Source organism: Streptomyces sp. CB01881 (assembly GCF_002953255.1).
In the GTDB taxonomy this organism is placed as follows: domain Bacteria; phylum Actinomycetota; class Actinomycetes; order Streptomycetales; family Streptomycetaceae; genus Kitasatospora.
Genome location: NZ_CP026498.1, coordinates 9,390,658 through 9,415,536, shown reverse-complemented (window position 1 = coordinate 9,415,536; position 24,879 = coordinate 9,390,658). Strand labels below are relative to the sequence as shown.

The following is a 24,879-nucleotide window of genomic DNA, read 5'->3' as shown; positions in this document are numbered from 1 at the left end:
ATCGGGATCGGCAGACCGGAGGGGATCACGATGACGGAACCGCGCGTGGACCGGTTCAGTGGACTCGTCGGACGCGAGGACGAACTCGTCCTGCTGGACCGCGTCCTGCAGGACGCGCGGCAGTCGCGGGGCGGCACGGTGTGCGTGACCGGAGAGCCGGGGATCGGGAAGACCAGACTGGCCGGCGAGGCGATCACGCTGGCCCGGGAGGCCGGGATGACCGTGCTCAAGGGCCGCTGCATCGCCACCGGCCCGGCCGTGCCGTACCGGTCGCTCACCGAGGCACTGCTGTCACTCGCCCGGGCCGGTGGCGCGCCGCCCACCGACGCGCTCGGACCGTACCTGCCCGTGCTGGGCCGCCTGGTACCCGAGTGGGCGATCGGGGACGCCTGCGACCGGTCGCCGATCGTGCTGGCCGAGGCCGTGGTCCGGCTGGCCGCCGCCTGCGGCCGGGAGCGCGGCTGCCTGCTCGTCATCGACGACCTGCACGACGCGGACCCCGAGACGCTGGCGGTCCTGGAGTATCTGGCGGCCAACCTGGCCCTGCTGCCGGTCGCCGTCGTCGCCACCCTGCGGGACACGCCGGGCGCCGCCCACTCGCTCGCGGACACGCTGGCCCAGCGCGGGGAAGCCGGCCTGTTGAGACTCGGCCGGCTCGGTGCCGCGCAGGTGCACGCGCTGACCGCGAACTGTCTCGGCTGCCCGCCGGACGAACTGCCTGTGGCGGTGTCCGACCGGGTGCTCGCCGACAGCAGCGGAATCCCGTTCACCGCCGCCGAGTTGATCCGCGGCATGCGCGCCGAGGGCCGACTCGTACGCACCGAGGGCCGCTGGCGGCTGGTCGGCACCAGCCGCGCGGCCATCCCGTTCACCCTGGTCCGGGCGGTCGAGCAGCGGGCGGAGCGGCTCGGACCGCAGACGCTCCGGCTGCTGTCGGCCGCCGCAGTGCTGGGCCGCAGCTTCCCGCTGTCGGTGGCGCGGCGCTGCGCCGCGCCGGACGACCACGAGCCCGCCGTCTCGCTGCGCTCCGCCGTCGTCGACGGCCTGCTGGTGCCGGACGACGAGCGTGGGCCCGACTGGTACGCCTTCGAACATCCGCTGACCCAGGAGGCGTTGCTCGACCGGCTCACGCCGGCCGACCGGGCCGAGCTCGCCGCCCGGGCCGTGGCGGCCATGAACGAGCTCGACCCGAGCCTGCCCGGCACGTGGTGCCTGGTGGCCGCGCGGCTGCACGGGCAGGCGGGGGACCGCCGGACCGCCGCCGTCCGCTACCTGGAGGTGGCCCGCCGTGCCCTGGCCGGCCACGGGCCCGGAACGGCGATCGCGGCGCTGCACGAAGCCCGGTCGGCCTTGGGGCCTGTCGACGGATCGGACATCCACCTGCCTGACGACGCCGTACCGGCGGGCGTGCGACGGGAGTTGCTGGAGACCCTGCTGCTCGCCCTGGCGGACGACGGCCGGCTCGACCGGGCCACCGAGGTGGCGCAGCAACTGCGCCGGGCCGATGTCGAGGCCGATCCGGGACGCCGGGTCGAGCTGCACGTGCGGCTGGCCTGGGCGGCGCAGGTGGCCGGGCAGTGGGACGTGGGACTGGAACAGGTCCGCGCGGCCCGGGAGCTGCTGCCCGAGGGGGCGGGTGCGCGGGACACCGCGGGCATCGACGTGGTCGAGGCCTACCTGACGGTGTCGACGGCGGAGCAGGGGCGGATCGGCCGCAGCGAGCAACTGGCCCGCCGGGCGATCGAGGGCGCGGAACAGCGCGGTGACCACGCACTGGCCTGCCAGGCGTGGTACGCGATGGGTTTCGCGACCCGTGGGCGTTCCCTGGCCGAATCCGACCGGTGCTTCCGCCGCACGCTGCGGATGGCCGCCGAGAGCCGCCAGGTGAGCTGGCACAACCACGGGCTGATCGGCCTGGGCAGCAACGCCTGGCTCGCCGAGGCCGACCTGGACGGGCTGCACCACGCCCACCAGGAGGCGATGCGAACCGGTTGCGTGAGCCTGGCGCACAACGTCGGGGCGATGCTGGCGCTCGACGCGGTGCTGCGAGCCGACTTCGACCGGGCCGCGGCCCTGCTGGACGGCTCCAGGGCCGAGACCGAGCGACTGCAGTTGCACTCGGTGTCCCGGTACGCCCTGATGGTGGGCGCGGTGGCCGCCGCCCACCGGGCCCGCAGGCTCCAACTGCGGGCGGCGCTCGCCCGGTTCCGGACCAGCGGTGGGAACGAGTCGCGGGAGGCGCCGCTCGTGCTCGGTCTGGCCGAGCTGTTCTGCGCGCTGCTGGAGGAGGACCACGAGCAGGCGGCGGAGCTGGCTGCGCGGCTGGCCGCCGCCGCCCCGCCGGACGAGGAGAACTACTTCCACCTCGCCGGCAGCCACGGGCTGGTCCTGCTGCTGTCCGTGCTGGCCGGGCGAGCCGACTGGGCAGAGGTCGAACGGATCACCGCGAGTCAGGCGGGCCGGATGCGGTGGAACCGGCAGTTCGTCGGCCTGGCCCGGGCGGTCCTGTACGGTCGGGAAGGTCGCCCGGCCGAGGCGGTGGCGGCGTGCCGCGCTGCGCAGGCCGACGCGGTGATCTTCCCGACGGCTCGTCACCTCGGCCTGCGTCTGGTCGCTGACGCCGCGGTCACCGACGGATGGGGGGCGGTCCGCGACTGGTTGACCGAGGCCGAGACGTACTTCCACCACTCGGGTGCCGACGCCGTCGCCGCCGCGTGCCGCTCCCGGCTGCGTTCGCTGGGCGCTCCGGTCGGGCAGCGCCGCACCGGCACGGACCGGATTCCGGCCGAACTCGTCGCGCTCGGCGTCACCCTGCGCGAGTACGACGTCTTCTGCCTGCTGGTCGAACGCGTCGGCAACAAGGCCGTGGCCGCCCGCCTGCAGATCTCTCCCCGGACGGTCGAGAAACACATCGCCAGTCTGATCGGCAAGACCAACTCCGCCACCCGCGCCCAGCTGTGCGATTTCGTGGCGGACTTCCTCGCCGCACGCTAGGCCTGCCGGGAAATCTGATGCGCCACCCTGTCAGAGTGGGCGATGGTGTGTCAGAGTTGTGGAGTGACAGTGCAGACGACTCAGTCGGTTCCGCTGCCCGCGGCATCTGGCGCCTGGTGGCTGCCCGCACTGTCGCCGGCCGAACGCGATGCCCTGCCGCCCGGGCGAACGCCACGCTGGGCCGAGTTGGTGGAACAGACGCTGCGCCTCGCCGAGTCGGCGCCCGGCGGGCGGATCCGCTCGCTCCCCGGGACCGGCCCCGAGGGCCGACTGCTGCATCCGCTGCGGCCGTTCCTGCTCACCGCCTCCCGCCACTTCGCGGCGGTGAACCCTGCCGCGGCAGATCGGCGAGTGGTGTGGGCCGGTGCACGGCACCACCTGGCCGGCGGCTTGGTGCGGCTGGCCGGACGCACACTGGTACAGGAGTTGGGACACGCGCGCCGGGCCGGAACCTTGACCGGGCAGGACGGGCGGGAGCGGTTCGACGCGTTCCTGTGCGAGGTCGCCGCCGGACCGGCCCTGGGCGCGGTGCTGCACCGTCATCCCGTGCTGGCCCGGCTGCTGGCCGAACGGTGCACGCGCACCGTGGCCGCAGCCACCGAACTGCTGGAGCGGCTCCACGCGGACCGGGAGCAGCTCACCGCCGCCCTGCTCGACGGCGAGCCCGGTCGGTTGACCCGGGTCCGCTTCGGACTGGGGGACCCGCATGCGGCGGGCCGGTCCGTCGCCGTGCTGGAGTTCGACGGCGGGCAGCGCCTGGTGTACAAGCCGCGCCCGCTCGGTCTGCACGCCCGGTGGAACGAACTGCTCGCCTGGTTCGGCGGACGCCAGCCCCAACTGGCGGCGCGAGCCGTTCGGTTGCTGCCGCGGGCGGGGTACGGCTGGGCCGAGTACGTCGCGCCGCGCCCATGCCGGTCCCAAGCCGAAGTCGGGCGGTTCTACGAGCGGCTCGGCGCCCAGCTCGCGCTGCTGCACGTGGTGAACGCGGTCGACATCCATGCCGAGAACCTCATCGCCGCGCGCGACCAGCCGGTCGTGGTGGACGTGGAGACGCTGTTCCACCCGTGCTGGGCGCCCGTCACCGACGGCGGCGCCGATCCGGCCGCCCGGGCGCTCGCCGCGTCCGTGCAGCGGACCATGGTGCTGCCGAACCCGTGGTTCGGCGGCGGCGGTTCACTCGACCTCTCGGCACTTGGTGGCCAGGCCGACCAGTGGACGCCGGACCCGATGCCCGGGTGGGCGGACGCGGGCACCGACCTGATGCGGCTGGTCCGCCGCCCGGCGCGCTGGCCGGGTGCCGACAACCGCCCGATGCTGGCCGGGAGACCCGCCGATCCGGCCGACCAGCTCGACCGGCTGCTGTGCGGATTCCGCGCCGGCTACCGGGCGATTGCCGCACATTCCCATGAACTGCTCGGTGAGCAGGGGATGTTGTCTCGCTTTGCGGGTGAGGCGATGCGCCTGGTGGCGCGGCCCAGTCAGAGCTATGCGACGCTGCTCGCCGAGGCGACCGAGCCGGAGCTGCTGCGCGACCACTCCGGTCGGGAGCGGGCCTTCGCCGCACTGCACGACGAGACCGGCTACCCGCACCTGCACGTGCTGGCGCCCCACGAACTCACCGACCTGCTCGCCGGCGACGTCCCGTTCTTCACCACGACCCCCGCCGCCCGCACCCTGCGGACCTGGGACGGTCGTGAACTCCCGTTCCTGCTCGACGAATCCGGGCTGACGGCCGCCGCCGGGACGATCCGGGGGATGTCGGAGGGCGACCTCGACCGGCAGGCATGGCTGATCCGCGCCTCCCTGGCCGCCGGACGACGGTCTCCGGGCCGCCATGCTCCGGGGCGCCCCGCTGCCGAATCCGAGGACGCCTACGACGGTGACCCCGGTGCCCAGGCGCTGGAGCTCGCACGGGGGATCGGGGAGGACCTGCTCTCCCGGGTTTGTCGGGGCGAGGGCCGGGTGAACTGGCTCGGGCTGCAGGAGGCCTGGCCAGGACAGTGGGCGGTGTTGCCGATGGGCATGGCGCTCGGCGACGGCTACACCGGCCCGGCGCTGTTCCTCGCCGAGCTGGGCCGGCTCACCGGGGCGGTCCGCTATCAGGAGGCCGCCGCCCAGGCCGTCCGCGTCCTCCCACAGCTCCTGAGGCTCTTGGCGGAGCACCCCGAACTCGCGCGTGCCGTGGGGCCGGGCGGCTTCTCCGGGCTCGGCGGAATCAGCTACGCCACCGCCCGGCTCGCCACCCTGCTGGACTCCCCGGAGCTGAGCGCCGCCCTGCCCGCCGGCCTCGCCGCACTTCACACGGCCGCTGTCGACCCGGCAGCCCCCATGGACATCGCCGACGGCCTGGCCGGTGCCCTGCTCGCGGCCGAGGCCGTGCATGCTCAGACGCGGCTGCCGGCAGCTGCCGAACTCGCCCACACTGTCAGGACCTTGGCGGGCCATCGGCCCCGTCCTGAGCGGCCCGGATTCCTCCACGGCCACGAGGGCGTCGCGTGGGCCCTGCGGGAGCGAGCGGCGGTGGACCTGGCGGACTCCGACGGCCCCGGCCGGTGCCCGGACTGGGTCGGCCGGGCGCTGCGCGCCTGCAAGGCGGACCAGCACCTCGCCCTGCTCGCCGACCGCGTGCCGATGCCGGGCCACTCGCTCCGCCACGGCGAACTCGGTCTGCTGGAACCACTGGTGGAGCTGATGCCGACCGATGCCGGCCATCGCCGTACGGCCGCTCGACTGGTGCGGTCCGTCGAACAGCAAGGCGCCCGTTGCGGCACCCCCAGCGAGGTGCCCACACCCGGCCTGCTGACCGGACTGGCCGGCATCGGCTACGGCCTGCTGCGGCTCGGCTTCGGCCCCAGGATCCCCTCGGTGCTGCTGTTGCGACCGGCAGCAGGACCGGGGCCCGTCGAACGAGAGGGAGGGCATCACCATGATGGACGGCGAACTGCTCGACAATGTGGACAACGAGCTGCAGGAGACCGACGAGCGTCGCACGGCGGCTGACCACGCGGCCCGCCAGGCCCGGCTGCGGGTGGCGATCCTCGCCGGCCTGACCGTTGGCGCGGCTGCCGGGGTCGCACTGGGGCAGGGGGATCCAAACACAAGCACCGTCGCGAGCATTATCCTCTGAGAAAGCGTCATTGTCCGAGACAGGTGGTGGGGCCGCCCTCGGGCGGCCCCACCACCAGGCAGGCCATCTGACATTGCGTCGGACCGGTCGTCGGTCCAGCCCTTGGTTTCCGCCGACTTCCCCTCAGCGGTGGAGAATTATCGCGGGCTGTCGGCCAGTTGGCCGAGCTCGAAGACGGTGCTGACGGGCGCGTGGTCGCTCCAGCGCTCGGCGTGGGTGGCGGCGCGTTCGACGTAGGCCTCGACGGCCCTGTCGGCGAGGCCGGGGGTCGTCACGATCAGGTCGATCCGCCAGCGGAACGACGCGTTTTCCATGAACGTCCACCCGCCCCCACGAGCCACCAGAAACCGCCGTGCAACTGCACCAGCGCGTGCTCACCCGCCTCACGTGGTCAGCTCGCCGACGAAGCGGCGAAGCTCAGCGAGGGTGCCGCCGTGCAGGGACAGGCTCGGAGGCCTGGGCAGGCGGCGCGGATCCGGTCACGTCGACGGGGCACCTGCCCGGCCGGCGTGGTCGAGGAGGTGCTTGACCCTGTCGGCGACGATCTTCGGCTGGTCGGCCTGGATGAAGTGGCCGGAGTCGACTGTTTCGAACCGGCCGTCCGGGAGGGACTCGGTCCAGCGCCGCTGGTGCGCGGCCAGGTCGGCGTGGTGCCGTGACCGGCCCGCCTGGGGACGCGAGGCCGAGAGCAGGATGGTCCGGCAGGTCGGCGGGGCCGGCGGGTCGGCGCGGAAGCGGGGGATGGCCGCGGCCACGGCCTTGATCTCCTTCCTCGTCTGTGCGGTCCCGGACGGGACGAAGTCCTCGGCGAGCATGGTCTCGTAGGTGTCCGTCGGGAACAGCCGGCGGATGTTCCCGCTGGCCAGGCGGGCCAGCCGGCGGGAGCGGAACAGCGCCTGGGTCACGGCCAGTGAACGGTCGACCTTCGCGGCGGTCCGGTCGAAGGCGTCGTAGACCGGCGCGCCTTCCGCTGCCGGATCGAGCAGCAGCATCCCCCGCAGCCGCCGGCCCAGGCCCTCCACCGCACGGCGTGCGACCAGCCCTCCCATGCTGTGCGCGACGAGCACGAAGCGGTCGGGGACAACCGCCTCGACCAGCGCGACCAGGTCTGCGGCCAGGTCCTCGATGCTCAGCTGGGTTGCCGTCCGGCCGCTGCGCCCGAAGCCGGCGCGGTCGTAGGCGACCATCCTTGTCCGGTCCGTGAGCCACGGCAGCACCGGATCCCAGCAGGTGCGCCCCATCCCCCCGCCCGCCTCGAAGACCACCCAGTCCGCCCCGCTGCCGGATTCCTCGACATGGACGGTCCGGCCGTTCACCCGCACCGCCCGCCCCGCTGCCTGACGCATGCTCCCTCCAAGGTCACTGTTTCCATTTTCGATAATAGTAACGAGCATGGAATCGTAACGCCATGGACACTACCGACGTACTTCTCCACCCCGTGCGCCTGCGCGTGGTGCACGCGCTCTCCGGCGGCCGGGTGCTCACCACCGCGCAGCTGTGTGAGCGCATGCCCGAGGTGCCGAAGGTGACCATGTACCGGCATGTCGCCCTGCTGGCCGAGGCCGGCTTCCTGGAGGTGGCCGGAGAGCAGCGGGTGCGCGGCGCTGTCGAGCGGCACTACCGACTGCGGCAGGACCGCCCGGTCGTCGATGTCGACGCCGCCGCGGCGATGACGCCGGAGGACCACCGCCGCGGCTTCGCCACCGCCATGGCCGTGCTGATCGCCGAGTTCAACGCCTACCTCGACCGCGACGGCGCCGACCCGGTGGCCGACGCGGTCTCGTACCGCCAGGGCACGCTCTGGCTCAGCCCGGACGAACTCGCCGAGATGACAGCTGAGTTGCTCGCGGTACTGGGTCCTCGGCTGGCCAACCGGCCGGCACCGGGTCGCGCACCCTATCTGCTCAGTCCCATCCGCTTCCCACTCGGTCCGCCATCCCCCGACGAGGAGCGGCCTTGAACCGACGGCACCCGGCAGTATCCGCTCGCTACTGCCGGACCTGCTCGTCACACTCCCGGACCGGCCGCTGGTCCTCGGCAGGACGCACCGATGTACTGGGCCGTCCTGGACGAGGCGGTGATCCGCCGGCCGGTCGGCGGTGCGGATGTGACGGCCGGACAGCTCCGGCGCCTGGCGGCACTGGCCCGGGCCCGTAAGGCCCTGATCCAGGTCGTCCCGTTCTCGGCGGGGGCCCGTGCGCTGATGGATGGTTCACTCTGCCTGATGACCTTCGAGGCCTGTCGCGTAACAGGCCGTGCACGCCCGGCCGGGGTCTCCCGGCCGGGCGTTCCGCATTGGGGCGCAGATCGGCCAGTCCGTGCGACCCGTCGGCCTGGTGCGGCCGTCCGGATCGTGGCCCGATGTCCCTTCGGCTCCCATACGCCGATCCGCTCAGGCCGGGAACGTCGCAGGTCAGCCGCTCGGAGGGTGCGAGCCGCGAGATGGCCGAAACTCTCATGCAATATAACCTGTGACATTGTTCTGATCATCGGTCGATGACAGGATCCACGCCAAATCTCCTTCCTTCAGCCCGACCCCACGTCGGGCTGCCCCCACTCGACGAAGGATTCGGCGTGCTCCTGCGCACCAGACTCTCCGTGCTCGCGGCAGGCGTCGTCGCCTGTTGCGCCACGGCCACCGCCGTGCTCCCGGCCCAGGCCTTCGCGGCGCCGCCCGTCGTGACCGCCGGGTCGGCTCCGACCACGACGACCGCCTCGGCCGGCCCGGTCGGCCCCGCCGCCCCGACGGCCCCGACCACGACGACGGGCTCCGAGGAACCCGGCGAGCCCGCCGCCCCGCTGTCCCCCGCGCTGATCGGCGCGACGCGCCTGCTGGAGGAGCCGGCCGACGCGGCCGCCCCCGCCCAGTTCAAGTCCCTCGCCGTACAGAGCTGCACCCCGGCCGACTTCGCGGCCCACACCGGGGCCGAGCTGGTCGCCTTCATCAAGAGCTCGACCCCGGAGTGCATCAACTCGCTGTACCAGAGCGCCGGCGCCGACCCGAGCATCTTCAACCAGGCCCGGATGCTGTCCGTCGCGGCCGCCCTCAAGGACGTGGCGGCGAACTACCCCGGCGACAACACGACCGGCATCGCGCAGCTGGTGAAGTACCTGCAGGTGGGCTACTACATCCAGTTCTACTACCCCGCTGCGGCGGGCGCGTACACCCCCGCGCTCACCGACGCCGTCACGACCGCCCTGGACACTCTCTTCGCGGGCACCCGCTGGCGCGACGTCAGCGAGAACAACGGCCGCATCCTCAAGGAGGTGGTGTGGCTCACCGACAGCGCCAACGTCCAGGCCCACTACCTGGGCGTCTACAAGCGGATCCTGGACGAGTACGACAACACGTACAATCAGTTCCCGCAGATGCGCAGCGCGGTCAACTCCGTGCTGTTCTACCCGCTCTGGGAAGGCTACCGGAACAAGGACTTCGTCCAAGCGCTCGCGGCCGACCCGAGCCTCATCAACTCGCTCGCCGACTTCGCGATGAACCACCGGGACCTGCTCAGCGGGCCCCACTCCGTCCTCGACACCAATGCGGGCAACGACCTGGCCAAGTTCGCCGGGACCAGCCCCGCCGCCGAGGCCGTGGCCAAGCCGCTGGTCAAGAAGGTGCTGGACTCCGCGCCGCTGCTCTCGCCCTTCGGGTCGCTGTACCTGTACACGGCCCGCCAGGCCGAGTACTTCAACTACAGCCAGTGCTCGTACTACGGCATCTGCGACCTGCGCAACAAGCTCACCTCGGTGATCCTGCCGAACCAACTGGTCTGCGACAACCGCATCCTCCAGGCCCAGTCCCTGTCGGCCGCCGAACTGGCCACTGTCTGCGAGAGCCTGCGCAAGCAGGACGCGCTCTTCCACAGCGTGTCCAAGGACAGCGGGGCCATCCCGAACCAGTACGCCAAGACCGTCACCTTCGGGATCTTCGCCAACAAGGCCGACTACACCACCTACTCGTGGGCGATCTACGGCAACAGCACCGACAACGGCGGCCAGACCGTCATGGACGCGACCGACCCGAACAAGCGGGCCGTGACCGTGATGTACCAGAAGGCCTGGAACGTCAACGACCCCGCCCGGGTGTGGAACCTCAACCACGAGTACACCCACTACCTCGACGGCATCTACAACCTGAAGGGCAACTACGACACCCAGTCGTCCGTCCCGAACAAGTGGTGGGTCGAGGGCCTCGCCGAGTACGTCTCGTACAGCCACCGCGGCGCCACCGACGTCGACGCGATGAACCAGGCGGCCAAGCACACCTACAAGCTCAGCACGCTCTTCCAGAACACCTACGCCAACTCGGACTCGACCCGCATCTACCCGTGGGGCTACCTGTCCGTCCGGTACATGCTGGAGAGGCACCCGGCCGACGTCCAGGCGATGCTGGAGCGCTTCCGCGTCGGTGACTACCCCGGTGGCTACGCGGTCTACAACAACCTCGGCACCTCGTACGACGCCGACTTCGACGCCTGGCTCGACGCCTGCGTCGCCGGCGGCTGCTACGCGACCGGTCCGACCTCGCTGTTCGACACCACGGCGAACGGCGCGACCGTCAGCCTGAACGAGCGCTCCGTGCAGACCGGCCCGGGCCGGATCACCGGCTGGCACTGGGACTTCGGCGACGGCACCTTCTCGGACGAGCGCAGCCCGAGCCACACCTACGGCGCGCCCGGCCCGTACACCATCGCGCTGACCACCACCGATGACACCGGCCGGAGCGGCACCACACAGGGCGCGGTCACCACGACCGCCCTCGGCCTGCCGGCCTGCCCCGAGCAGCGCGCCGACGCGATGGACCGCAACTGCGCCCGGACCGGCCGCTCGGCGACCGTCGGCAACACCGACTACCTGTACGTCTACCTGCCGGCCGGGACCGCCACGCTGAAGGTCAACACCTTCGGCGGCACCGGCACCGCGTACCTGTACTACAACGCGGACACCTGGGCGTCGCCGAAGGCCTACACCGCCGCCTCCACGGCCGCAGGCACCACCCAGTCCATCACCGTCACCAACCCTACGGCGGGCTACCGCTATTTCGGCCTGTACGCCGCCACCGACTTCACCGGCGTCACCGTCACCACCCAGTTCTGATCCACGGAGCACCGCGACTGGCGCCCGGCCGGGCTCTCCCGGCCGGGCGTTCGCGTGCGCGGGCGGGGCACTGCAATTGCCCGAACTTCGGTAAGTGCTAGAGGAGTTGGTCGTGGTCGTACGCCACGGTCACCGGAGCGTGGTCGGACCAGCGCTCGGCGTGGGTCTCGGCGCGTTCGACGTACGCCTCGACGGCCTTGGCGGCGAGGCCCGGGGTGGCGACCTGGAGGTCGATGCGCCAGCCCGAGTCGTTGTCGAAGGCCCGGCCGCGGTAGGACCACCAGGAGTAGGGGCCGGTGCGGTCGGGGTGGAGGCGGCGGACCACGTCGACGTAGCCGGCCTCCTCGTAGACGCGGGTGAGCCAGGCACGTTCCTCGGGGAGGAAGCCGGCCGACTTCTGGTTGGCCTTCCAGTTCTTGAGGTCCTCCGGGCGGTGGGCGATGTTCCAGTCGCCGCAGACGACGACCTCGCGGCCCTCCGCGGCGGCCCGGGTGCGGAGCCTGCCGAGGTGGACGAGGAATTCCGCCATGAAGCGTTCCTTCTCCTCCTGGCGTTCGGTGCCGACTTCGCCGGAGGGGAGGTAGAGGCTGGCCACGGTCAGCCCGGGAAGGTCGATTTCCACATACCTGCCCGAATTGTCGAATTCCTCGGACTGGAATCCGACCACCGTGCGCTCCGGCTCCTGCCGGGACAGCAGGGCGACACCCGCACGGCCCTTGGCGACCGACGGCGCCCAGACCGCGTGCCAGCCGTCCAGGTCGCGCAGCTCCACGGGCAGCTGCCCGGGCTCGGAGCGGACCTCCTGCAGGCAGATCACGTCCGCCTCGGTGGCCGCCAGCCACTCGATGAAGCCCTTCTTGGCGGCCGCCCGGATCCCGTTCACATTGACACTCGTCACCACAATCACCCGGGAAGCCTATCGAGCCCCCCGGCCGGCGCGGCGGCGGCGCGTCGAGCGCGGGGGAAGGGCCGGGGTACCAAGGGTCGGCGGCCGGGTGTCCGGATATCGGAGTGTCGTGAACGCGACGTGAACCCGCGGGACAACCGCACCAACCGCCGTCATTGGTCTTGACCATCTCCCGACGCAGCCCCTAGGGTCACTTACTGCAAGGACCTTTAATAAAGAAGGACGGATAAAGCCCGCTCTCCCACCTGCCGCAACAGCGGACAGCGGGCCGGGTCCGCCCTCCTTTCAGCACGGCGGACAAAACAGGGTGGAGGCCACGGTGGGAACGACAGGACAGCTCGCGGCGGTACCGGAACCGAAGTACTGGCACCTGCGCACGGTGCTGCTCCGCGCGATCGACACGGAGTTCTCCACCGGCCAGGTCCTGCCCAACGAGCGCGAGCTCTCCGCCCGCTTCGGGGTCGCCCGGGCCACCCTGCGCCAGGCGCTCGACCAGCTGGAGCTGGAGGGCCGGCTGGTCCGCCGCCGCGGCATCGGCACCCTGATCGCCGCCCCCCGGGTCGGCGTCCCGGTCAACCGGCACGAGGAGGGCTGGCCCGGCACCGCCCGCAGCCAGGCCTGGCGCACCGTCGACTGCACCACCGCCCCCGCCACCGCGCGGCTCGCCAAGGCGCTCGGCATCGCCGAGGGCGCCACCGTGCACACCGTCCGCCGGGTGCGGCTGGTCCAGGGCCAGAACATGGCCACCGAGTCGCTGCACGTGCCCGCCGCCGCCCTGCCGCACCTGCCCGGCTTCCGCGCCGAGAGCGACCGTGCCCGCTCGGTGCTGCGCCAGCTGGAGCGCCTGGAGGTCGACGGTGAGTCCCGCGCCGTCGAGCTGGGCGTCGCCGAGGCCGAGGAGGCCGCCCTGCTGGAGCGCCCGCCCGGCTCGCCCGTCCTGGTGATGACCACCCAGTACGCCGCCGCCGGCCGCCTGGTCGCCCTCGCCGTCTCCACCTACCGCGCCGACACCTGCAAGCTCACCTTCGGCGAGGCCGGCGTCGTCGAGGTCACCCCTGTCGGCGCCCCCGTCGGCGCCGCGACCGGTGCCGCCGCCGAGGTGCGCACCGCCTCCTGAACCACCTGCCGAAATACCCTCAGGCCCAGGCCCGGACACGCCCACAGGCGTCCGGGCCTGGGCCGTTGGTGGCGGTGGTGGTCGTTGGTGGCCGCCGTCGGGAGAGGCCGTCACGGGAGACCGCCGGCCCAGGCAGGGTCAGGCCCGGGCGCCCGCGCCCGTGGGCGGGTCGACCGCGTAGAGCTGCTCCTCGACCTGGTCCAGCGCCACCCGCAGTGCGCCCATCGCGACGACCTCCGAGCCGAGCGCGGCCAGCGCCACCTCGGGGGCGCGCAGGGTGAACTGGGCGAGGCGCTCGCGCAGCGGCTCCAGGACGCCGTCGAGGCCGGCGGCCCAGCCACCGACCACGACCAGCTGCGGGTCTATCGCCAGGACCAGGGCGGCGACGCCCTGCACCAGGCGGGTCAGGAAGCGGTCCATCGCCACCTTCGCCACCTCGTCGCCCTCACGGGCCAGCTTCAGCACCCGGGCGACGGCGGCCTCGTCCAGCGGGTTGAGCGGCTTGCCGGTGGTGGAGAGCAGGCGCTCGGGGGTGACCTCCTGGCCGAGCAGGTGGAGGGCGCCGATCTCGCCGGCCGCGCCGCCGAACCCGCGGTGCAGCTTGCCGTTGATCAGCGAGCCGGCGCCGGGGCTGAGGCCCGCCATCACGAAGACCACGTCGTCCGCGCCGACCGCCGCGCCCTGCCAGTGCTCGGCGATGGCGGCCAGGTTGGCGTCGTTCTCGATCATCACGGGGCAGCGGAACGAGCGCCGCAGCCGGGCGCCCAGGTCGAGGCCGGTCCAGCCGGGCATGGCGGTGCCGAGCTGCACGGTGCCGTCGCGGTCGACGATGCCGGGGGTGCCGACGCCGACCGCCCAGAGGTTGTCCCGGGAGACGCCGGCCTTGCGCAGGACCTCGGCGACGACGGTTCGTACGGCCGTCAGCCGCTCCTCGGCGTCGACGCCCTCCTCGACGGTCCGGAAGTGACTGCCCACCACCTCGCCGGTGAGGTCGGCGAGGATGACCCGGATGTCGTGCACGCCGATCTCGACGCCCAGGATGTGCCCGGCCTCGGCGCGGAACCGGAACCAGCGGGCCGGACGCCCCCGGCGGCCCGCGCCGCCGGGCTGGCCGCCGTTCTGCGGCTGCTCCACCTCGGCGACCAGGCCGGTCTCGACCAGGCCCTCGATCACGCCCTCCACCGTGGGCCGGGACAGTCCGGTGTCCCCGACCAGTTGAGTGAGGGTTACCGAGTGGCCGGCCCGCAGCGCCCGAAGCGTGACCGCCGCGTTGATCCGCCGCAGCAGCGAGGAGTCTCCTCCGGTGAGCCGATCCGCCAAGACGCTGCCCTTCGCCGTTCGCGCGACAGCCCTGGCGCGCGGTGCCGAGTGCGCGGTGACCACCGAATGCCGACCACCGAATGCCGACCGCCGGGTGTCCCGCGGGAGTCCGCCGCCCGGACCGCGGGCACGGCAGCGCTGAGCCGCCTGCGCCAGCCCGGAGGGCACGTGCCGGATGCTACCCGGGCCCGGGCCCGGCGGGCGAGCATCTTCGCAGCTCACCAAGGCTTCGGTATCGAAATGGTACGCACCGGGTCGCCGTGCGTGCTCCTCCCTTCCACGGCACCACCGGCACACCCTCGTCCCCCTCCCGCCCCTGCCCGCGGCGCGGCGCGGGCTGGTCGGGATACCCCCGCGGAGCCTCTATGCTGCGGACATGCTGAACGAGACGCGCGACGTTCATCCGGGTGCAACTGTGCTGTCGGACCGGAGCTTTGTGCGGAGTGAGACCCGGCCGGCCCCGGTGCCGTTCGTCCCCGAGGTCACCCTCCACATGGCGCAGGACGCCATCGCGCTGTGGGAGACCACGGAGGCTGTGCGCGGCGAGGTGGGCCTGGCGCCGCCGTTCTGGGCGTTTGCCTGGGCCGGCGGGGTCGGCGTCGCGCGGTACGTGCTCGACCACCCGGAACTGGTCGCGGGGCGGACGGTGCTCGACCTGGCGGCCGGGTCCGGACTGGTGGGCATCGCGGCGGCGCTGCGCGGCGCGCGGTCGGTACGGGCCGCCGAGATCGACGCCTACGCGGTGGCGGCCATCGACGTCAACGCCGAGGCGAACGGCGTCCGGGTCGACGCCGCGGTGGAGGACCTGCTGGACGGGGACGGCGCACCGGCCGAGGTGGTGCTCGCCGGCGACGTCTTCTACGAGCGGGCGATGGCCGCCCGCTTCCTCCCCTTCCTGGAGCGGGCGCGGGCCCGTGGCGCGGTGGTGATCGTCGGCGACCCGGGCCGGGCCTACCTGCCGCGCGAGCGGTTCAGCGCGCTGGCCGCGTACGACGTCCCGGTGGTCGCGGACCTGGAGGACGCGGCGCTCAAGACCACCACGGTCTGGCGGCTCGACCCGCCGCAGGGCTGAGCCCGTCCGGAGTCCGGAAATACCAGCGGACGGGCCGAACGGCCTGGTAGACACACCGACATGACCGACGACCTGACCGACGAGCCCTCCGGCGACCTGACCGCCGGCGACCTGACCGCCGGCGACCTGACCGACGAGGTCACCTCTGACGTGACCGCCACCGGCGCGGGTGACGTCGTGCTGCGTGCCGCCACCCCCGACGAGATACCCGCGGTGCTCGCCCTCTGGGCCCGCGCGGCCAAGGGGACCAGCATCACGGACGACGCCGACGGTGTGGCCGCTCTGCTGGAGCGCGACCCGGAGTGCCTGATCGTCGCCACGCCGGCCGCGGACACCGGGACCGTCGTCGGCACCGTGATCGCCGGCTGGGACGGCTGGCGCTGCCACCTCTACCGTCTCGCCGTCGACCCCGCCCACCGCCGTCGCGGCATCGGCGCCGCCCTGCTGGCCGCTGCCGAGGCCCGCTTCACCGCCCTCGGCGGACGCCGCGCCGACGCCATGGTGCTGGATGGCAACGGCCTCGGGCAGCGCACCTGGAAGGCGGCCGGCTACGGCCCCCAGCCGCAGTGGACCCGCTGGGTCAAGCCCCTGGACGCCTGACCGCGGGCCGCAGGCCGCGGGGCCTCAGCCGGCCGCCCGGGCCGATGCGTAGCGGCCGGTCGGCCGGGGGAGGCCGAGGTGGCCGCGGAGGGTGTCCGCCGTGTACGCCGTCCGGAACGCCCCGCGCCGTTGCAGTTCGGGGACGAGCCCGATCCGCGAGGTGAGGGGCGCGATCCGGCTTGCGATCAGCACCGCGTCGAGGCGGCCGCGGACCTGGTCGGTCCGGTCGTCGGGGCCGGTGAAGCGGGAGGACTGGACGGCGAGGGTGTCCTCCAGGGTGACGAGGTCGAGCAGGCCGCGTTCAGCCTCGGCGACCAGGTCGGCCCAGTAGCCGGCGGTGAACAGCTCGGCGGGGCGGGCGCCTTCGGCACGCCACGCGGCGGGGTGCCAGCCGGCGCCGTCCAGCGCGACGGCGAGGTGCAGGCGGGAACGGTCCTGCGGGGGCTGCCGGTCGTCCCGGTCCTCGCGGCCCTCCCGGTGGTCCCCGCCCTGCGCGTGGCTCTGGCCCTGGTTCCGGCTCTGCCCGGTCATGCGGTCGCCTCCCGGAGCCGCTGCTTCGGGGCCGTCAGCCCCAGGTGGTCGCGGAGCGTGCTGCCGGTGTAGTCGGCGCGGTACACGCCTTTCTCCTGGAGCAGCGGTACCACCTGGTCGACGAAGTCGTCCAGGCCGCCCGGGGTCAGGTGCGGGGTGAGGACGAAGCCGTCCGAGCCGTCGCTCTGCACGAACCCGTCGATCGCGTCGGCGACTTCGCGCGCCGTCCCGATGAACGTCTGGCGTCCGGTGACCTCGGTGACCAGCTCCCGGATGCTCAGCCCCTGTTCCTGTGCGAGCGTCCGCCACTTCCGGGCCGTCGCTTCCCGGTCGACCCGGAACAGGGCGTGCCCCTTGAGCAGCAGGCTGTCCGGGTCGGGGTCGACGTCCGGCAGCGGGCCGTCGGGGTCGTGGTCGGAGAGGTCCCGCCCCCAGATCGCCTCCAGGTAGGCGATCGCGGTCTGCGGGCCGGTCTGCGCCCGGCGGATCTCGGCGGCGCGCTCGTGCGCGTCCTCCGTGGTGTCGCCGAGCACGTACGAGGCGGAGGGCAGGATCTTCAGCTGCTCGGGTGAACGGCCGTGCGCGGCGAGCCGGCCCTTGACGTCCCGGTAGAACTGCCGGGCCTCGGCGAGCCTGCTGTACCGGCTGAAGATCACGTCGGCGTCGGAGGCGGCGAAGTCCCGTCCCTGCGGGGACTCGCCCGCCTGGATGATCACCGGGTGACCCTGCGGCGGCCGGGGCGTGTTGAACCGGCCGGAGATGTCGAAGTGCCGGCCCCGGTGGGCGAACCCGCCCGCCCCGGCCCGGACGAACCGTCCGCCCACGGCGTCCGCCAGGACGTCGCCCTCGGCCCAGCTGTCCCACAACTCCCGTGCTGTCGCGAGGAACTCGGCGGCCCGGGTGTACCGGTCGGCCTCCGCCAGGAAGCCGCCCCGGCGGAAGTTCTCCCCGGTGAACTCGTCCCAGCTGGTCACCACGTTCCACGCCGCCCGGCCCTCGCTCAGGTGGTCCAGCGTCGCCAGCCGCCGCGCCACCTCGTACGGTTCGTTGAACGTCGAGTTGACGGTGGCGGCCAGCCCCAGCCGGTCGGTGACGGCCGCCAGCGCGCTCAGCACGGTCAGCGACTCGGGCCGGCCGGCCACGTCCAGCTCGTAGGTCTCGCCCTTGTGCTCCCGCAGCCGCAGGCCCTCGGCGAGGAAGAGGAAGTCGAACTTCCCCCGCTCGGCCGTCTTCGCGAGGTGGACGAACGACTCGAAGCCGATCTGGCTCCCGGCCCGCGGATCGGACCACACGGTGGAGTTCCCGATCCCCGGGAAGAACGCGGCAAGGTGAATCTGCTTACCCGACACGACGGTTGATCGCCTCCTGTGACCCGCCCGGACGCTGGGGACCGGCCCATCCTGCGCAGGCCGGGGGAGCGGGGGCAACGGATGCAATCAACTGTTCACGGGCGGAACGAACCCCGCGGACGGGGCAGCGCCGGGCGTCCCCCGGGCCGGGGCGCGGCGGGTGCCCGGCGGCGGCGCGCGAACTCCCCGCGGAGCCCTCAGGGGTGGCTGAGCGCGTACGTGCGGAAGGTGGCGAGCAGCGGCAGGACGTCCGTCTTGCCCGGTTCCTCGGTGACCGCCCGCAGGGCGTCGATGACGGTGCGGGCGATCGCCCTGGTGGCTCCGAGGTCGTTGGCGGCGGCCGTGCCGGCCCAGGCGCGCAGGGTCTGGGCGAGCAGGGCGGCCATCCGGGCGCCGATGTTGGCGCTCACGGCATCGGTGAGCTCCGCCAACTCCTCGTCGGTCATGCTGGACTGCAGGCCGAAGGCGAGCGCCATCAGGGTGTCGATGGCGTGCTCGCCGTACGCCGCGACCAGCGCCGGGAGCGGCTGCTCGCCCGGGCCGCCGGCGGCCAGCGCGGTCAGCGCCTCGTCGTCCTCCTTCCACACCGCCTCAAGTGCGGCGAGGGCCCGGAGGGACTCGTCCAGCGTCAGGCCGTCTGTCATGCCGAGAACGGTATTGAGCCCCGCCGGGCCCGTGCTACCGCCTGGGCGTGGATTTCACTCGTTCCAGCGAAGCCGAGTGCCCGCCGCAGTCGCCTGCGACGCCTCCGACGACGGTTCCGCCCCTCCTGCCGAAGCCGTCGCCGGACGCTCCGTCCTGACCGGTTCCGACCGGTCAGGACCGGTCCTCAGCGGCCGCGGGAGCGGCGCAGGAGGAGGGCCAGGGAGGCCCGGGCGTCGCGCCGGCGCTGCGGGTTCCGGGAGAAGGCCGAGGTCATGGCGGTCGCGGAGACGGTTGCGGCGTAGATCGTTCCGGCGGTGCCGAGCAGGGTGGAGCCGTTCTGGAACAGGTGGAACAGGACGGACATGTGCGAGCCTCCGAGGTCCGGGTTCGAGCCCTTCGATGACACCGTTGTCCCGCTTCCGGGGACATCCGGCGATCCGTGGTCGGTCCGCGGTGACCCAACTATGCTGGCCAGCACTGTTATTGATGATTTTCCGGCGACCGCTTCCGTCGGTCGTCCGAACAGGGGGGACGTGCATGCGGGTGGATGATGCGGCCGATCGGTTCTGGGCGGAGCTACGGGACCTGTGGGAGGCGGCCGGGCCGCCCCCGCTGAAGACCGCGGTCCGGCTGGGTGAGGTTCAGGTGCCGCCGGTCACGATCTCCGACTCGACGATCAACGGGTGGCTGACCAGGGTTTCCGTCCCCAGCGAACGGTTCACCGGCTACTTCGAGGCGTTCGTGCCCTGGCTGCAACGACAGGCGGGGCAGACACCCACCCGGCAGTCCGGGCTGAGATGGGCGCAGCTGCTGGCCGCCGCCCGGGCCGAGCAGAAGCGCAAACAGGGCAGCGTGAGCCAGGGGAGCGGTCGGCCCCCGGTGGCAGCGGCAGCGGCGGCGGCACCGCCAACGACCCCGAACGGCGCCCCCGGGATCGACCGGCACAGGAGGATGAACTTCTACCGGGCCGGCTGCGGCGTCGGCTGGAAGCTCCATCTGGCCCCGCTGACCGGATCGTCGGGCGGCGCCGAGAGGCTCGCCGAGTTCCTGGACACGCTGCGCACGCTCGACTTCCCGCCGTCGGAGATCGAGCGGATCGAGGCCTACACGAGCAGGATCCCGGCCGCCGAGTCGAACGAGGTGGGCAGGGCCCTGGTAGTGGAGTTCGCCGCTGCCATGGACGGCGTGGTCGACCTGGCACGGGAGTTGTCGTCGGCCGAGGAGTTCAACTGGTTCACCCTCGGGCGGCTGCTGCACACGATCGGCTACGTCGTGACGATAGCCTGGCCGGACGACCCGGACATCGAGGGCCTGCGCAGCGGGCTCTTCTTCCTGGCCGACCTGCTCAAGGTCCCGGAGGCGTTCCGGGCGGAGCTGAAGGCCTTCGCCACGATGCCGATGCCCACCCCGAAGCAGGGCGACGTCTTCCTCGAAGCGCACCGCCTGGGGCAGGTGTGCGAGGCCATCCTCTGAGGCGGACCGGCCGGGTCATGCGGCAGGCCCGGTGGGAGGCCCGGTGACCCGGCCATTCACCGGGCCATTCACCGGGCCACTCACCGGGCCTCCCGCCGGGGCCGGTCAGCCCGCCGCCTGATGCGTCCTCGCGAACTCCGCCGCGTCCCACCGCCCGTGCAGCGCCGGGGCGAGCGAGGCGCGCGCCACGGCGGCGAAGTCCCCGGCGGCGGCCGCCCGTTCGGGCAGGGCGCCGAGCAGCGGGGCGCCCGCCGACCGGGGCAGGTCGGCGAGGTTGCAGCGGTCGGCGAGGCCGGGGGAGCCGGGCCAGGCGCCGATGACCACGCCGAACAGCGGCAGGCCGCGCGCGGCCAGCGCCTCCGCGGTCAGCGAGGTGGTGTTGAGCGTGCCGAGGCCGGCCGTGGCGACCAGCAGCAGCTGCGCCGGCAGGCCGAGGTCGCGGGCGGCGAGCGCCTGGTCGGCGAGCGTGCGGCCCTCGTCGTCGTAGCGCACCAGCAGGCCGCCGGCGCCCTCGACCAGGACCAGGTCGTGGTCGTGGGCCAGTTCGGCGGCGGCGGCGGCCGTGTCGGCGGGGGCGAGGTACGGCCGACCGGAGCGCCGGGCGGCCGTGTCGGGCGCCAGCGGCTCGGGGTAGCGGACGAGTTCGCGCAGCGTGAGCCGGCCGGCGAGCGGGGCGCCGACCAGCCGGGCGACCTCCTCGACGTCCCCCGGCTCGCCCGGCTCGACCCCGGTCTGGCCGGGCTTGAGCACGGCGACCCGCAGGCCGGCCTGGAGGGCCGCCGACGCGACGGCGGCCGTCGTCACGGTCTTGCCGACCTCGGTGCCGGTGCCGGTGACGAAGAGCACGGGAGGGGCGATCATCCGGCCACCGCCGCAGCGGTCACCGCGGCCGCGATCCGCGCCACGTCCTCGTCCCCCGTCACGAACGGCGGCATGGTGTAGACGAGGTCCCGGAACGGGCGCAGCCAGACGCCTTCCCGGGCGGCCGCCGTGGTCGCCGCCGCCATGTCCACCGGGTGGTCCAACTGCACGACGCCGATGGCGCCCAGGACCCGGACGTCCCGGACACCGGGCAGGGCGGCCACGTCCGCAAGGCCGTCCCGCAGGCCGGTCTCGATCCGCTTCACCTCGGTCTGCCAGTCCTGCCCGAGCAGCAGGTCGATGGAGGCGTTGGCGACCGCGGCGGCCAGCGGGTTGCCCATGAACGTCGGGCCGTGCGCCAGGACGGGCATCTCGCCCCGGCTGATGCCGTCGGCGATCTCGCCGGTGCAGAGTGCGGCGGCCATGGTGAGGTAGCCGCCGGTCATCGCCTTGCCCAGGCACATGACGTCCGGGGAGACGCCGGCGTGGTCGGCCGCGAACAGGGCGCCGCTGCGGCCGAAGCCGGTGGCGATCTCGTCGAAGACCAGCAGCACGCCGTGGCGGTCGCAGAGTTCGCGCAGCATCCGCAGGTAGGCGGGGGAGTGGAACTGCATCCCGCCGGCGCCCTGCACCACCGGCTCGACGATGACGGCGGCCAGCTCGCCGGCGTGACGCTCCATCAACTCGTCGAAGCGGGCCGCGTACTCGGCGTCCAGCGGCGCGTCGAAGCCGGCCGGCGGCTGCGGCGCGAACAACTGGTCGGGCAGTACCCCGCCCCACAGGTGGTGCATGCCGCCCTGCGGGTCGCAGACCGACATCGGGTGGAAGGTGTCCCCGTGGTAGCCGCCGCGCCAGGTGAGCAGCCGGCGCTTCTCCGGCCGTCCGGTGGACTGCCAGTACTGCAGGCACATCTTCATCGCGACCTCGACGGCCACCGAGCCCGAGTCGGACAGGAAGACGTGCTGGAGCGGCTCCGGGGTGATCTCCACCAGCCGCGCGGCCAGCCGGACGGCGGGCTCGTGGGTGAGCCCGCCGAACATGACGTGGCTCATCCGGCCCAGCTGCCCGCGCACCGCGTCGTCCAGCACCGGGTGCCCGTAGCCGTGGATCGCCGCCCACCAGGACGACATCCCGTCGACCAGCTCGTCCCTCCCCTCGACGGGTCGGGCGAGCTTCAGCCGCACCCCGGACGCGGACTCCACCACGTACGGGGTGGCGGTGCCGGGCATCGGCCCGTACGGGTGCCAGACGTGCGCCCGGTCGAGGGCGAGCAGGGTGTCGGTGGGCAGGGCCCCGGCGGGCCGGGCGGGGGCGGAAGGCTGAGCCATGATGATGGATTCCCTTGCAGCGGTCAGGCGTTGGGCGCCAGCTCGGTGCCGGCGCCGCGGCGCCGGACCCGGACCAGGTCGCTGCGCAGCTCGTCGTTGGGGTTCTCGGCCGCGCTCTCGGCCGCGCTCTCGGCCGCGCTCTCGGCCGCGTTCTCGGCGGGGGCCGCCACGGCATGCCCGCCGCAGGGGCCACACCCGTGCGCACCGCCGCCTGCCTCCTCCTCGCCGGCCGCGTCGCCGGAGGCCTCGCCGTGCCCGCCGCACGGCCCGCAGCCGCCGCCGGTCCCGCAGGCGCCGCCCGTGGCCACCGCGGCGGCGACGTCGGCCCGGTGCCGGGGCAGGGTGGCCTCGCCGGCGCCCTCGACCTCGAAGCCCGCGTCCTTGATCATGTCGAGGTCGGCCTGCCCGGCCTGGCCCTCGCTGGTCAGGTAGTCGCCGAGGAAGATGGAGTTGGCGAGGTGCAGGCCCAGCGGCTGGAGCGTGCGCAGGTGGACCTCGCGGCCGCCCGCGATCCGCACCTCGGTGTCCGGGTTGACGAAGCGCACCATCGCCAGGATGCGCAGGCAGCGCTGCGGGGTGAGGTTCCACTCCTTGGCCAGCGGGGTGCCCTCGAACGGGATGAGGAAGTTGACCGGCACCGAGTCCGAGCCCAGCTCGCGCAGCGCGAAGACCACGTCCACGAGGTCCTCGTCGCTCTCGCCCATGCCCGCGATCAGGCCGGAGCAGGCCGACAGGCCCGCGCCGTGCGCCTTCTGGACGGTGTCCACCCGGTCCGCGTAGGTGTGGGTGGTGGCGATGTCGCCGTAGGTGCCCTCGGAGGTGTTCAGGTTGTGGTTGTAGGCGTCGGCGCCGGCCGCCTTCAGCCGCTCGGCCTGGTTGTCGGAGAGCAGGCCCAGGCAGGCGCAGATCTCGACGGCCGGGTCGGCGTCCTTGATGGCGGAGATGGTGTCGGCGACCCGGTCGATGTCACGGTCCGTCGGGCCGCGGCCGCTGGCCACCAGGCAGACGCGCTTGGCGCCGCCGGCGACGCCGGCCTTCGCGGCCTCGGCGGCCTGGTCCGGCTTCAGCCAGGTGTACTTGAGGATCTCGGCCTTGGAGCCCAGCCGCTGCGAGCAGTACGAGCAGTCCTCCGGGCAGAGCCCGCTCTTCAGGTTCACCAGGTAGTTGAGCTTCACCCGGCGGCCGAACCACTGCCGGCGCACCCGCCCGGCGGCCGCGACGACGTCCAGCAGCTCGTCGTCGGTGGTGGCGAGGACGGCGAGCGCCTCCTCGCGGGTCGGGGCTTCGCCGCGCAGGCCCTTGGCGGTGAGGGTATCGAGCAGATCCATGGGCCTGATCCTGCCTGGTGGCCGACGGACGACGCCAGAGGAAACCCACCAGAAGATCTCCGGGAGGATGTGCGAGTTGTCACAGTGTCGGAGCTCACTGTAGTGGTAAATGTCACTCCCCGGCCGCGGAGCTCCCCGGCCCCCCGGCGCGGGTGATCGTCACCGGCCCTCCCCCGTGATCTCCACCACCTGCGCACTGCTTAGAATCTGCGCCATGACCACGCAGGGGGAGCGCACCCCGTCACCGGGAGACCACGGAACCGACCAGCCGGGCGGCGCGTACCGGCGGCCGGCCAGGAGAGTCGGCGCCCGCCGCGTCGTGGGCTGGATCGTGGTGGTCGGCGTCGTGGCGGCCGGCGGCTGGATCATCACCCGCCCGACGCCCGGCGACTTCATACCCGGCCTCGGCCCGTCCAGCAAGGACGCGACCAAGACGCCGCGCGTGGTCGGCTCCCCGCCCCCGCGCAGCGGCGCCGACCCCGAGGGGCTCAACGCCGACACCCTCTTCCCCGCCCAGCGGGTGGTCGAGGTCGGCGCCTACAAGGGCAAGCGCTCCGGCGTCCGCCAGGGCGAGAACTGCACCGAGGCCCTCCAGGACCGGGCCCAGGACCTGTTCCGCGAGAGCGGCTGCCAGGGCTACCTGACCGTCAGCTTCGCGGGCCAGGACAAGCCGGTGCTCAGCAGCGTCACCCTGCTGCGCTTCGCCGACCAGGCCGCCGCCGCCAAGGCCGCCGAGGCGCTGCGGGCCAAGCCGGGCGCGCTCGCCTTCATCCTCCCGGACGCCTCCACCGCCCCCGCCCTGCCCGCCGGCACCGCCAAGCCCGGCACGGAGCAGCGCGTCGAGGCGGTCGGACGGCACGTGACCGTCACCAGCTCGCGGCCGGTCGAGGGCCACGGCGGCTCGCCGTCCGCCTCCCCGGGGGCCTCCGTCTCCGCGACCCCGCTCGCCGTCCCGCCCAGCCCGGGGGCCGGCGCGGAGCAGGTGCTGGACGAGGCCACCCGGGCGCTGTCGTACGCGGCGGGCGCGCCGTTCATCTGGATCTGATCGGGGCAGGTCGGAGCCCGGAGCCCGGAGCCCGGAGCCCGGAGCCCGGAGCCCGGAGCCCGGAGCCCGGAGCCCGGAGCCCGGA

The 24,879-nt window shown here is 73.3% G+C and carries 19 protein-coding genes and 1 pseudogene; 9 read left to right on the top strand and 11 right to left on the bottom strand.

Annotated features, from left to right (window positions below; all coding sequences use genetic code 11):
- Positions 1–30 precede the first annotated feature (30 nt).
- Both C2142_RS30730 and C2142_RS30725 read left to right on the top strand, forming a co-directional pair.
- Positions 31–2,994: a LuxR family transcriptional regulator gene (locus tag C2142_RS30730; protein ID WP_148646097.1), complete on the top strand. Its 2,964-nt coding sequence runs from the start codon at positions 31–33 to the stop codon at positions 2,992–2,994.
- A 189-nt stretch (positions 2,995–3,183) separates the two neighbouring features.
- On the top strand, positions 3,184–5,994 hold the full coding sequence (locus tag C2142_RS30725) for a type 2 lantipeptide synthetase LanM family protein (protein ID WP_241003301.1): 2,811 nt from the start codon (positions 3,184–3,186) through the stop codon (positions 5,992–5,994).
- A gap of 264 nt (positions 5,995–6,258) precedes the next feature.
- On the opposite strand, the gene C2142_RS30720 is transcribed toward C2142_RS30725, so the two are convergent.
- Both C2142_RS30720 and C2142_RS30715 read right to left on the bottom strand, forming a co-directional pair.
- On the bottom strand, positions 6,259–6,435 hold the full coding sequence (locus C2142_RS30720) for a hypothetical protein (RefSeq protein ID WP_153882833.1): 177 nt from the start codon (positions 6,433–6,435) through the stop codon (positions 6,259–6,261).
- A 165-nt stretch (positions 6,436–6,600) separates the two neighbouring features.
- Entirely contained in the window at positions 6,601–7,467 is an 867-nt protein-coding gene (locus C2142_RS30715; RefSeq protein ID WP_162002597.1) for an alpha/beta hydrolase, read from the bottom strand.
- Between the two features lie 62 nt (positions 7,468–7,529).
- Here C2142_RS30715 and C2142_RS30710 point away from each other — a divergent pair, with 62 nt between their 5' ends.
- On the top strand, positions 7,530–8,081 hold the full coding sequence (locus C2142_RS30710) for a helix-turn-helix domain-containing protein (RefSeq protein WP_148646093.1): 552 nt from the start codon (positions 7,530–7,532) through the stop codon (positions 8,079–8,081).
- A gap of 614 nt (positions 8,082–8,695) precedes the next feature.
- On the top strand, positions 8,696–11,218 hold the full coding sequence (locus tag C2142_RS30705) for a collagenase (protein WP_241002878.1): 2,523 nt from the start codon (positions 8,696–8,698) through the stop codon (positions 11,216–11,218).
- 97 nt (positions 11,219–11,315) lie between these two features.
- Here the strand turns inward: C2142_RS30705 and C2142_RS30700 are convergent, their stop codons facing one another.
- A complete protein-coding gene (locus C2142_RS30700) occupies positions 11,316–12,125 on the bottom strand; it encodes an exodeoxyribonuclease III (protein ID WP_148646091.1) in 810 nt (269 codons plus the stop codon).
- A gap of 319 nt (positions 12,126–12,444) precedes the next feature.
- On the opposite strand from C2142_RS30700, the gene C2142_RS30695 reads away from it, so the two are divergent.
- A complete protein-coding gene (locus C2142_RS30695) occupies positions 12,445–13,242 on the top strand; it encodes a GntR family transcriptional regulator (RefSeq protein WP_148646090.1) in 798 nt (265 codons plus the stop codon).
- A gap of 138 nt (positions 13,243–13,380) precedes the next feature.
- Here the strand turns inward: C2142_RS30695 and C2142_RS30690 are convergent, their stop codons facing one another.
- Complete coding sequence (locus C2142_RS30690) at positions 13,381–14,562, bottom strand: ROK family protein (protein ID WP_148646089.1); 1,182 nt, start codon at positions 14,560–14,562, stop codon at positions 13,381–13,383.
- Between the two features lie 436 nt (positions 14,563–14,998).
- Here C2142_RS30690 and C2142_RS30685 point away from each other — a divergent pair, with 436 nt between their 5' ends.
- The gene (locus C2142_RS30685) at positions 14,999–15,634 is read left to right on the top strand and encodes a 50S ribosomal protein L11 methyltransferase (protein WP_241002877.1); all 636 of its coding nucleotides are present in this window, start codon (positions 14,999–15,001) and stop codon (positions 15,632–15,634) included.
- 60 nt (positions 15,635–15,694) lie between these two features.
- A complete protein-coding gene (locus tag C2142_RS30680; protein ID WP_148646088.1) occupies positions 15,695–16,234 on the top strand; it encodes a GNAT family N-acetyltransferase in 540 nt (179 codons plus the stop codon).
- Positions 16,235–16,372: 138 nt separating this feature from the next.
- On the opposite strand, the pseudogene C2142_RS30675 reads toward C2142_RS30680, so the two are convergent.
- The 4 genes and pseudogenes from C2142_RS30675 to C2142_RS30660 form a co-directional block, all read right to left on the bottom strand.
- Positions 16,373–16,657 (bottom strand): annotated as a pseudogene (locus tag C2142_RS30675) (FMNH2-dependent monooxygenase); the annotation flags it as partial.
- 104 nt (positions 16,658–16,761) lie between these two features.
- Positions 16,762–18,114, bottom strand: a complete 1,353-nt coding sequence (locus C2142_RS30670) for an NtaA/DmoA family FMN-dependent monooxygenase (protein ID WP_241002876.1) — start codon at positions 18,112–18,114, stop codon at positions 16,762–16,764.
- Between the two features lie 197 nt (positions 18,115–18,311).
- Complete coding sequence (locus C2142_RS30665) at positions 18,312–18,758, bottom strand: hypothetical protein (protein WP_148646087.1); 447 nt, start codon at positions 18,756–18,758, stop codon at positions 18,312–18,314.
- Between the two features lie 185 nt (positions 18,759–18,943).
- Positions 18,944–19,123 (bottom strand): hypothetical protein, encoded by a 180-nt coding sequence (locus tag C2142_RS30660; RefSeq protein WP_148646086.1) that lies wholly within the window; start codon positions 19,121–19,123, stop codon positions 18,944–18,946.
- A 173-nt stretch (positions 19,124–19,296) separates the two neighbouring features.
- Between C2142_RS30660 and C2142_RS30655 the strand changes: the two genes are divergently transcribed.
- Positions 19,297–20,232 carry a hypothetical protein gene (locus C2142_RS30655; RefSeq protein WP_148646085.1) on the top strand — a complete coding sequence of 312 codons (936 nt, stop codon included), beginning with the start codon at positions 19,297–19,299 and terminating at the stop codon, positions 20,230–20,232.
- Between the two features lie 105 nt (positions 20,233–20,337).
- On the opposite strand, the gene bioD is transcribed toward C2142_RS30655, so the two are convergent.
- Genes bioD through bioB form a run of 3 tightly spaced genes read right to left on the bottom strand, consistent with a single transcriptional unit; the run spans position 20,338 to position 23,749 of the window.
- On the bottom strand, positions 20,338–21,093 hold the full coding sequence (bioD, locus tag C2142_RS30650) for a dethiobiotin synthase (RefSeq protein WP_148646084.1): 756 nt from the start codon (positions 21,091–21,093) through the stop codon (positions 20,338–20,340).
- The gene (locus tag C2142_RS30645) at positions 21,090–22,421 is read right to left on the bottom strand and encodes an adenosylmethionine--8-amino-7-oxononanoate transaminase (protein ID WP_148646083.1); all 1,332 of its coding nucleotides are present in this window, start codon (positions 22,419–22,421) and stop codon (positions 21,090–21,092) included. Before C2142_RS30645 ends, bioD begins: the two co-directional genes overlap by 4 nt.
- Positions 22,422–22,444: 23 nt before the next feature.
- Complete coding sequence (bioB, locus tag C2142_RS30640; RefSeq protein ID WP_148646082.1) at positions 22,445–23,749, bottom strand: biotin synthase BioB; 1,305 nt, start codon at positions 23,747–23,749, stop codon at positions 22,445–22,447.
- 214 nt (positions 23,750–23,963) lie between these two features.
- On the opposite strand from bioB, the gene C2142_RS30635 reads away from it, so the two are divergent.
- Positions 23,964–24,794 (top strand): hypothetical protein, encoded by an 831-nt coding sequence (locus C2142_RS30635; RefSeq protein ID WP_148646081.1) that lies wholly within the window; start codon positions 23,964–23,966, stop codon positions 24,792–24,794.
- The last annotated feature ends 85 nt before the right edge of the window (positions 24,795–24,879 follow it).

Coding starts and splice junctions, on each gene's coding strand:
- C2142_RS30660 (WP_148646086.1), bottom strand. CDS start 19,123: ATGTCCGTCCTGTTCCACCTGTTCCAGAACGGCTCCACCCTGCTCGGC.
- bioB (WP_148646082.1), bottom strand. CDS start 23,749: ATGGATCTGCTCGATACCCTCACCGCCAAGGGCCTGCGCGGCGAAGCC.
- C2142_RS30680 (WP_148646088.1), top strand. CDS start 15,695: ATGACCGACGACCTGACCGACGAGCCCTCCGGCGACCTGACCGCCGGC.
- C2142_RS30665 (WP_148646087.1), bottom strand. CDS start 18,758: ATGACAGACGGCCTGACGCTGGACGAGTCCCTCCGGGCCCTCGCCGCA.
- C2142_RS30645 (WP_148646083.1), bottom strand. CDS start 22,421: ATGGCTCAGCCTTCCGCCCCCGCCCGGCCCGCCGGGGCCCTGCCCACC.
- C2142_RS30720 (WP_153882833.1), bottom strand. CDS start 6,435: ATGGAAAACGCGTCGTTCCGCTGGCGGATCGACCTGATCGTGACGACC.
- C2142_RS30655 (WP_148646085.1), top strand. CDS start 19,297: ATGCGGGTGGATGATGCGGCCGATCGGTTCTGGGCGGAGCTACGGGAC.
- C2142_RS30635 (WP_148646081.1), top strand. CDS start 23,964: ATGACCACGCAGGGGGAGCGCACCCCGTCACCGGGAGACCACGGAACC.
- C2142_RS30730 (WP_148646097.1), top strand. CDS start 31: ATGACGGAACCGCGCGTGGACCGGTTCAGTGGACTCGTCGGACGCGAG.
- C2142_RS30710 (WP_148646093.1), top strand. CDS start 7,530: ATGGACACTACCGACGTACTTCTCCACCCCGTGCGCCTGCGCGTGGTG.
- bioD (WP_148646084.1), bottom strand. CDS start 21,093: ATGATCGCCCCTCCCGTGCTCTTCGTCACCGGCACCGGCACCGAGGTC.
- C2142_RS30715 (WP_162002597.1), bottom strand. CDS start 7,467: ATGCGTCAGGCAGCGGGGCGGGCGGTGCGGGTGAACGGCCGGACCGTC.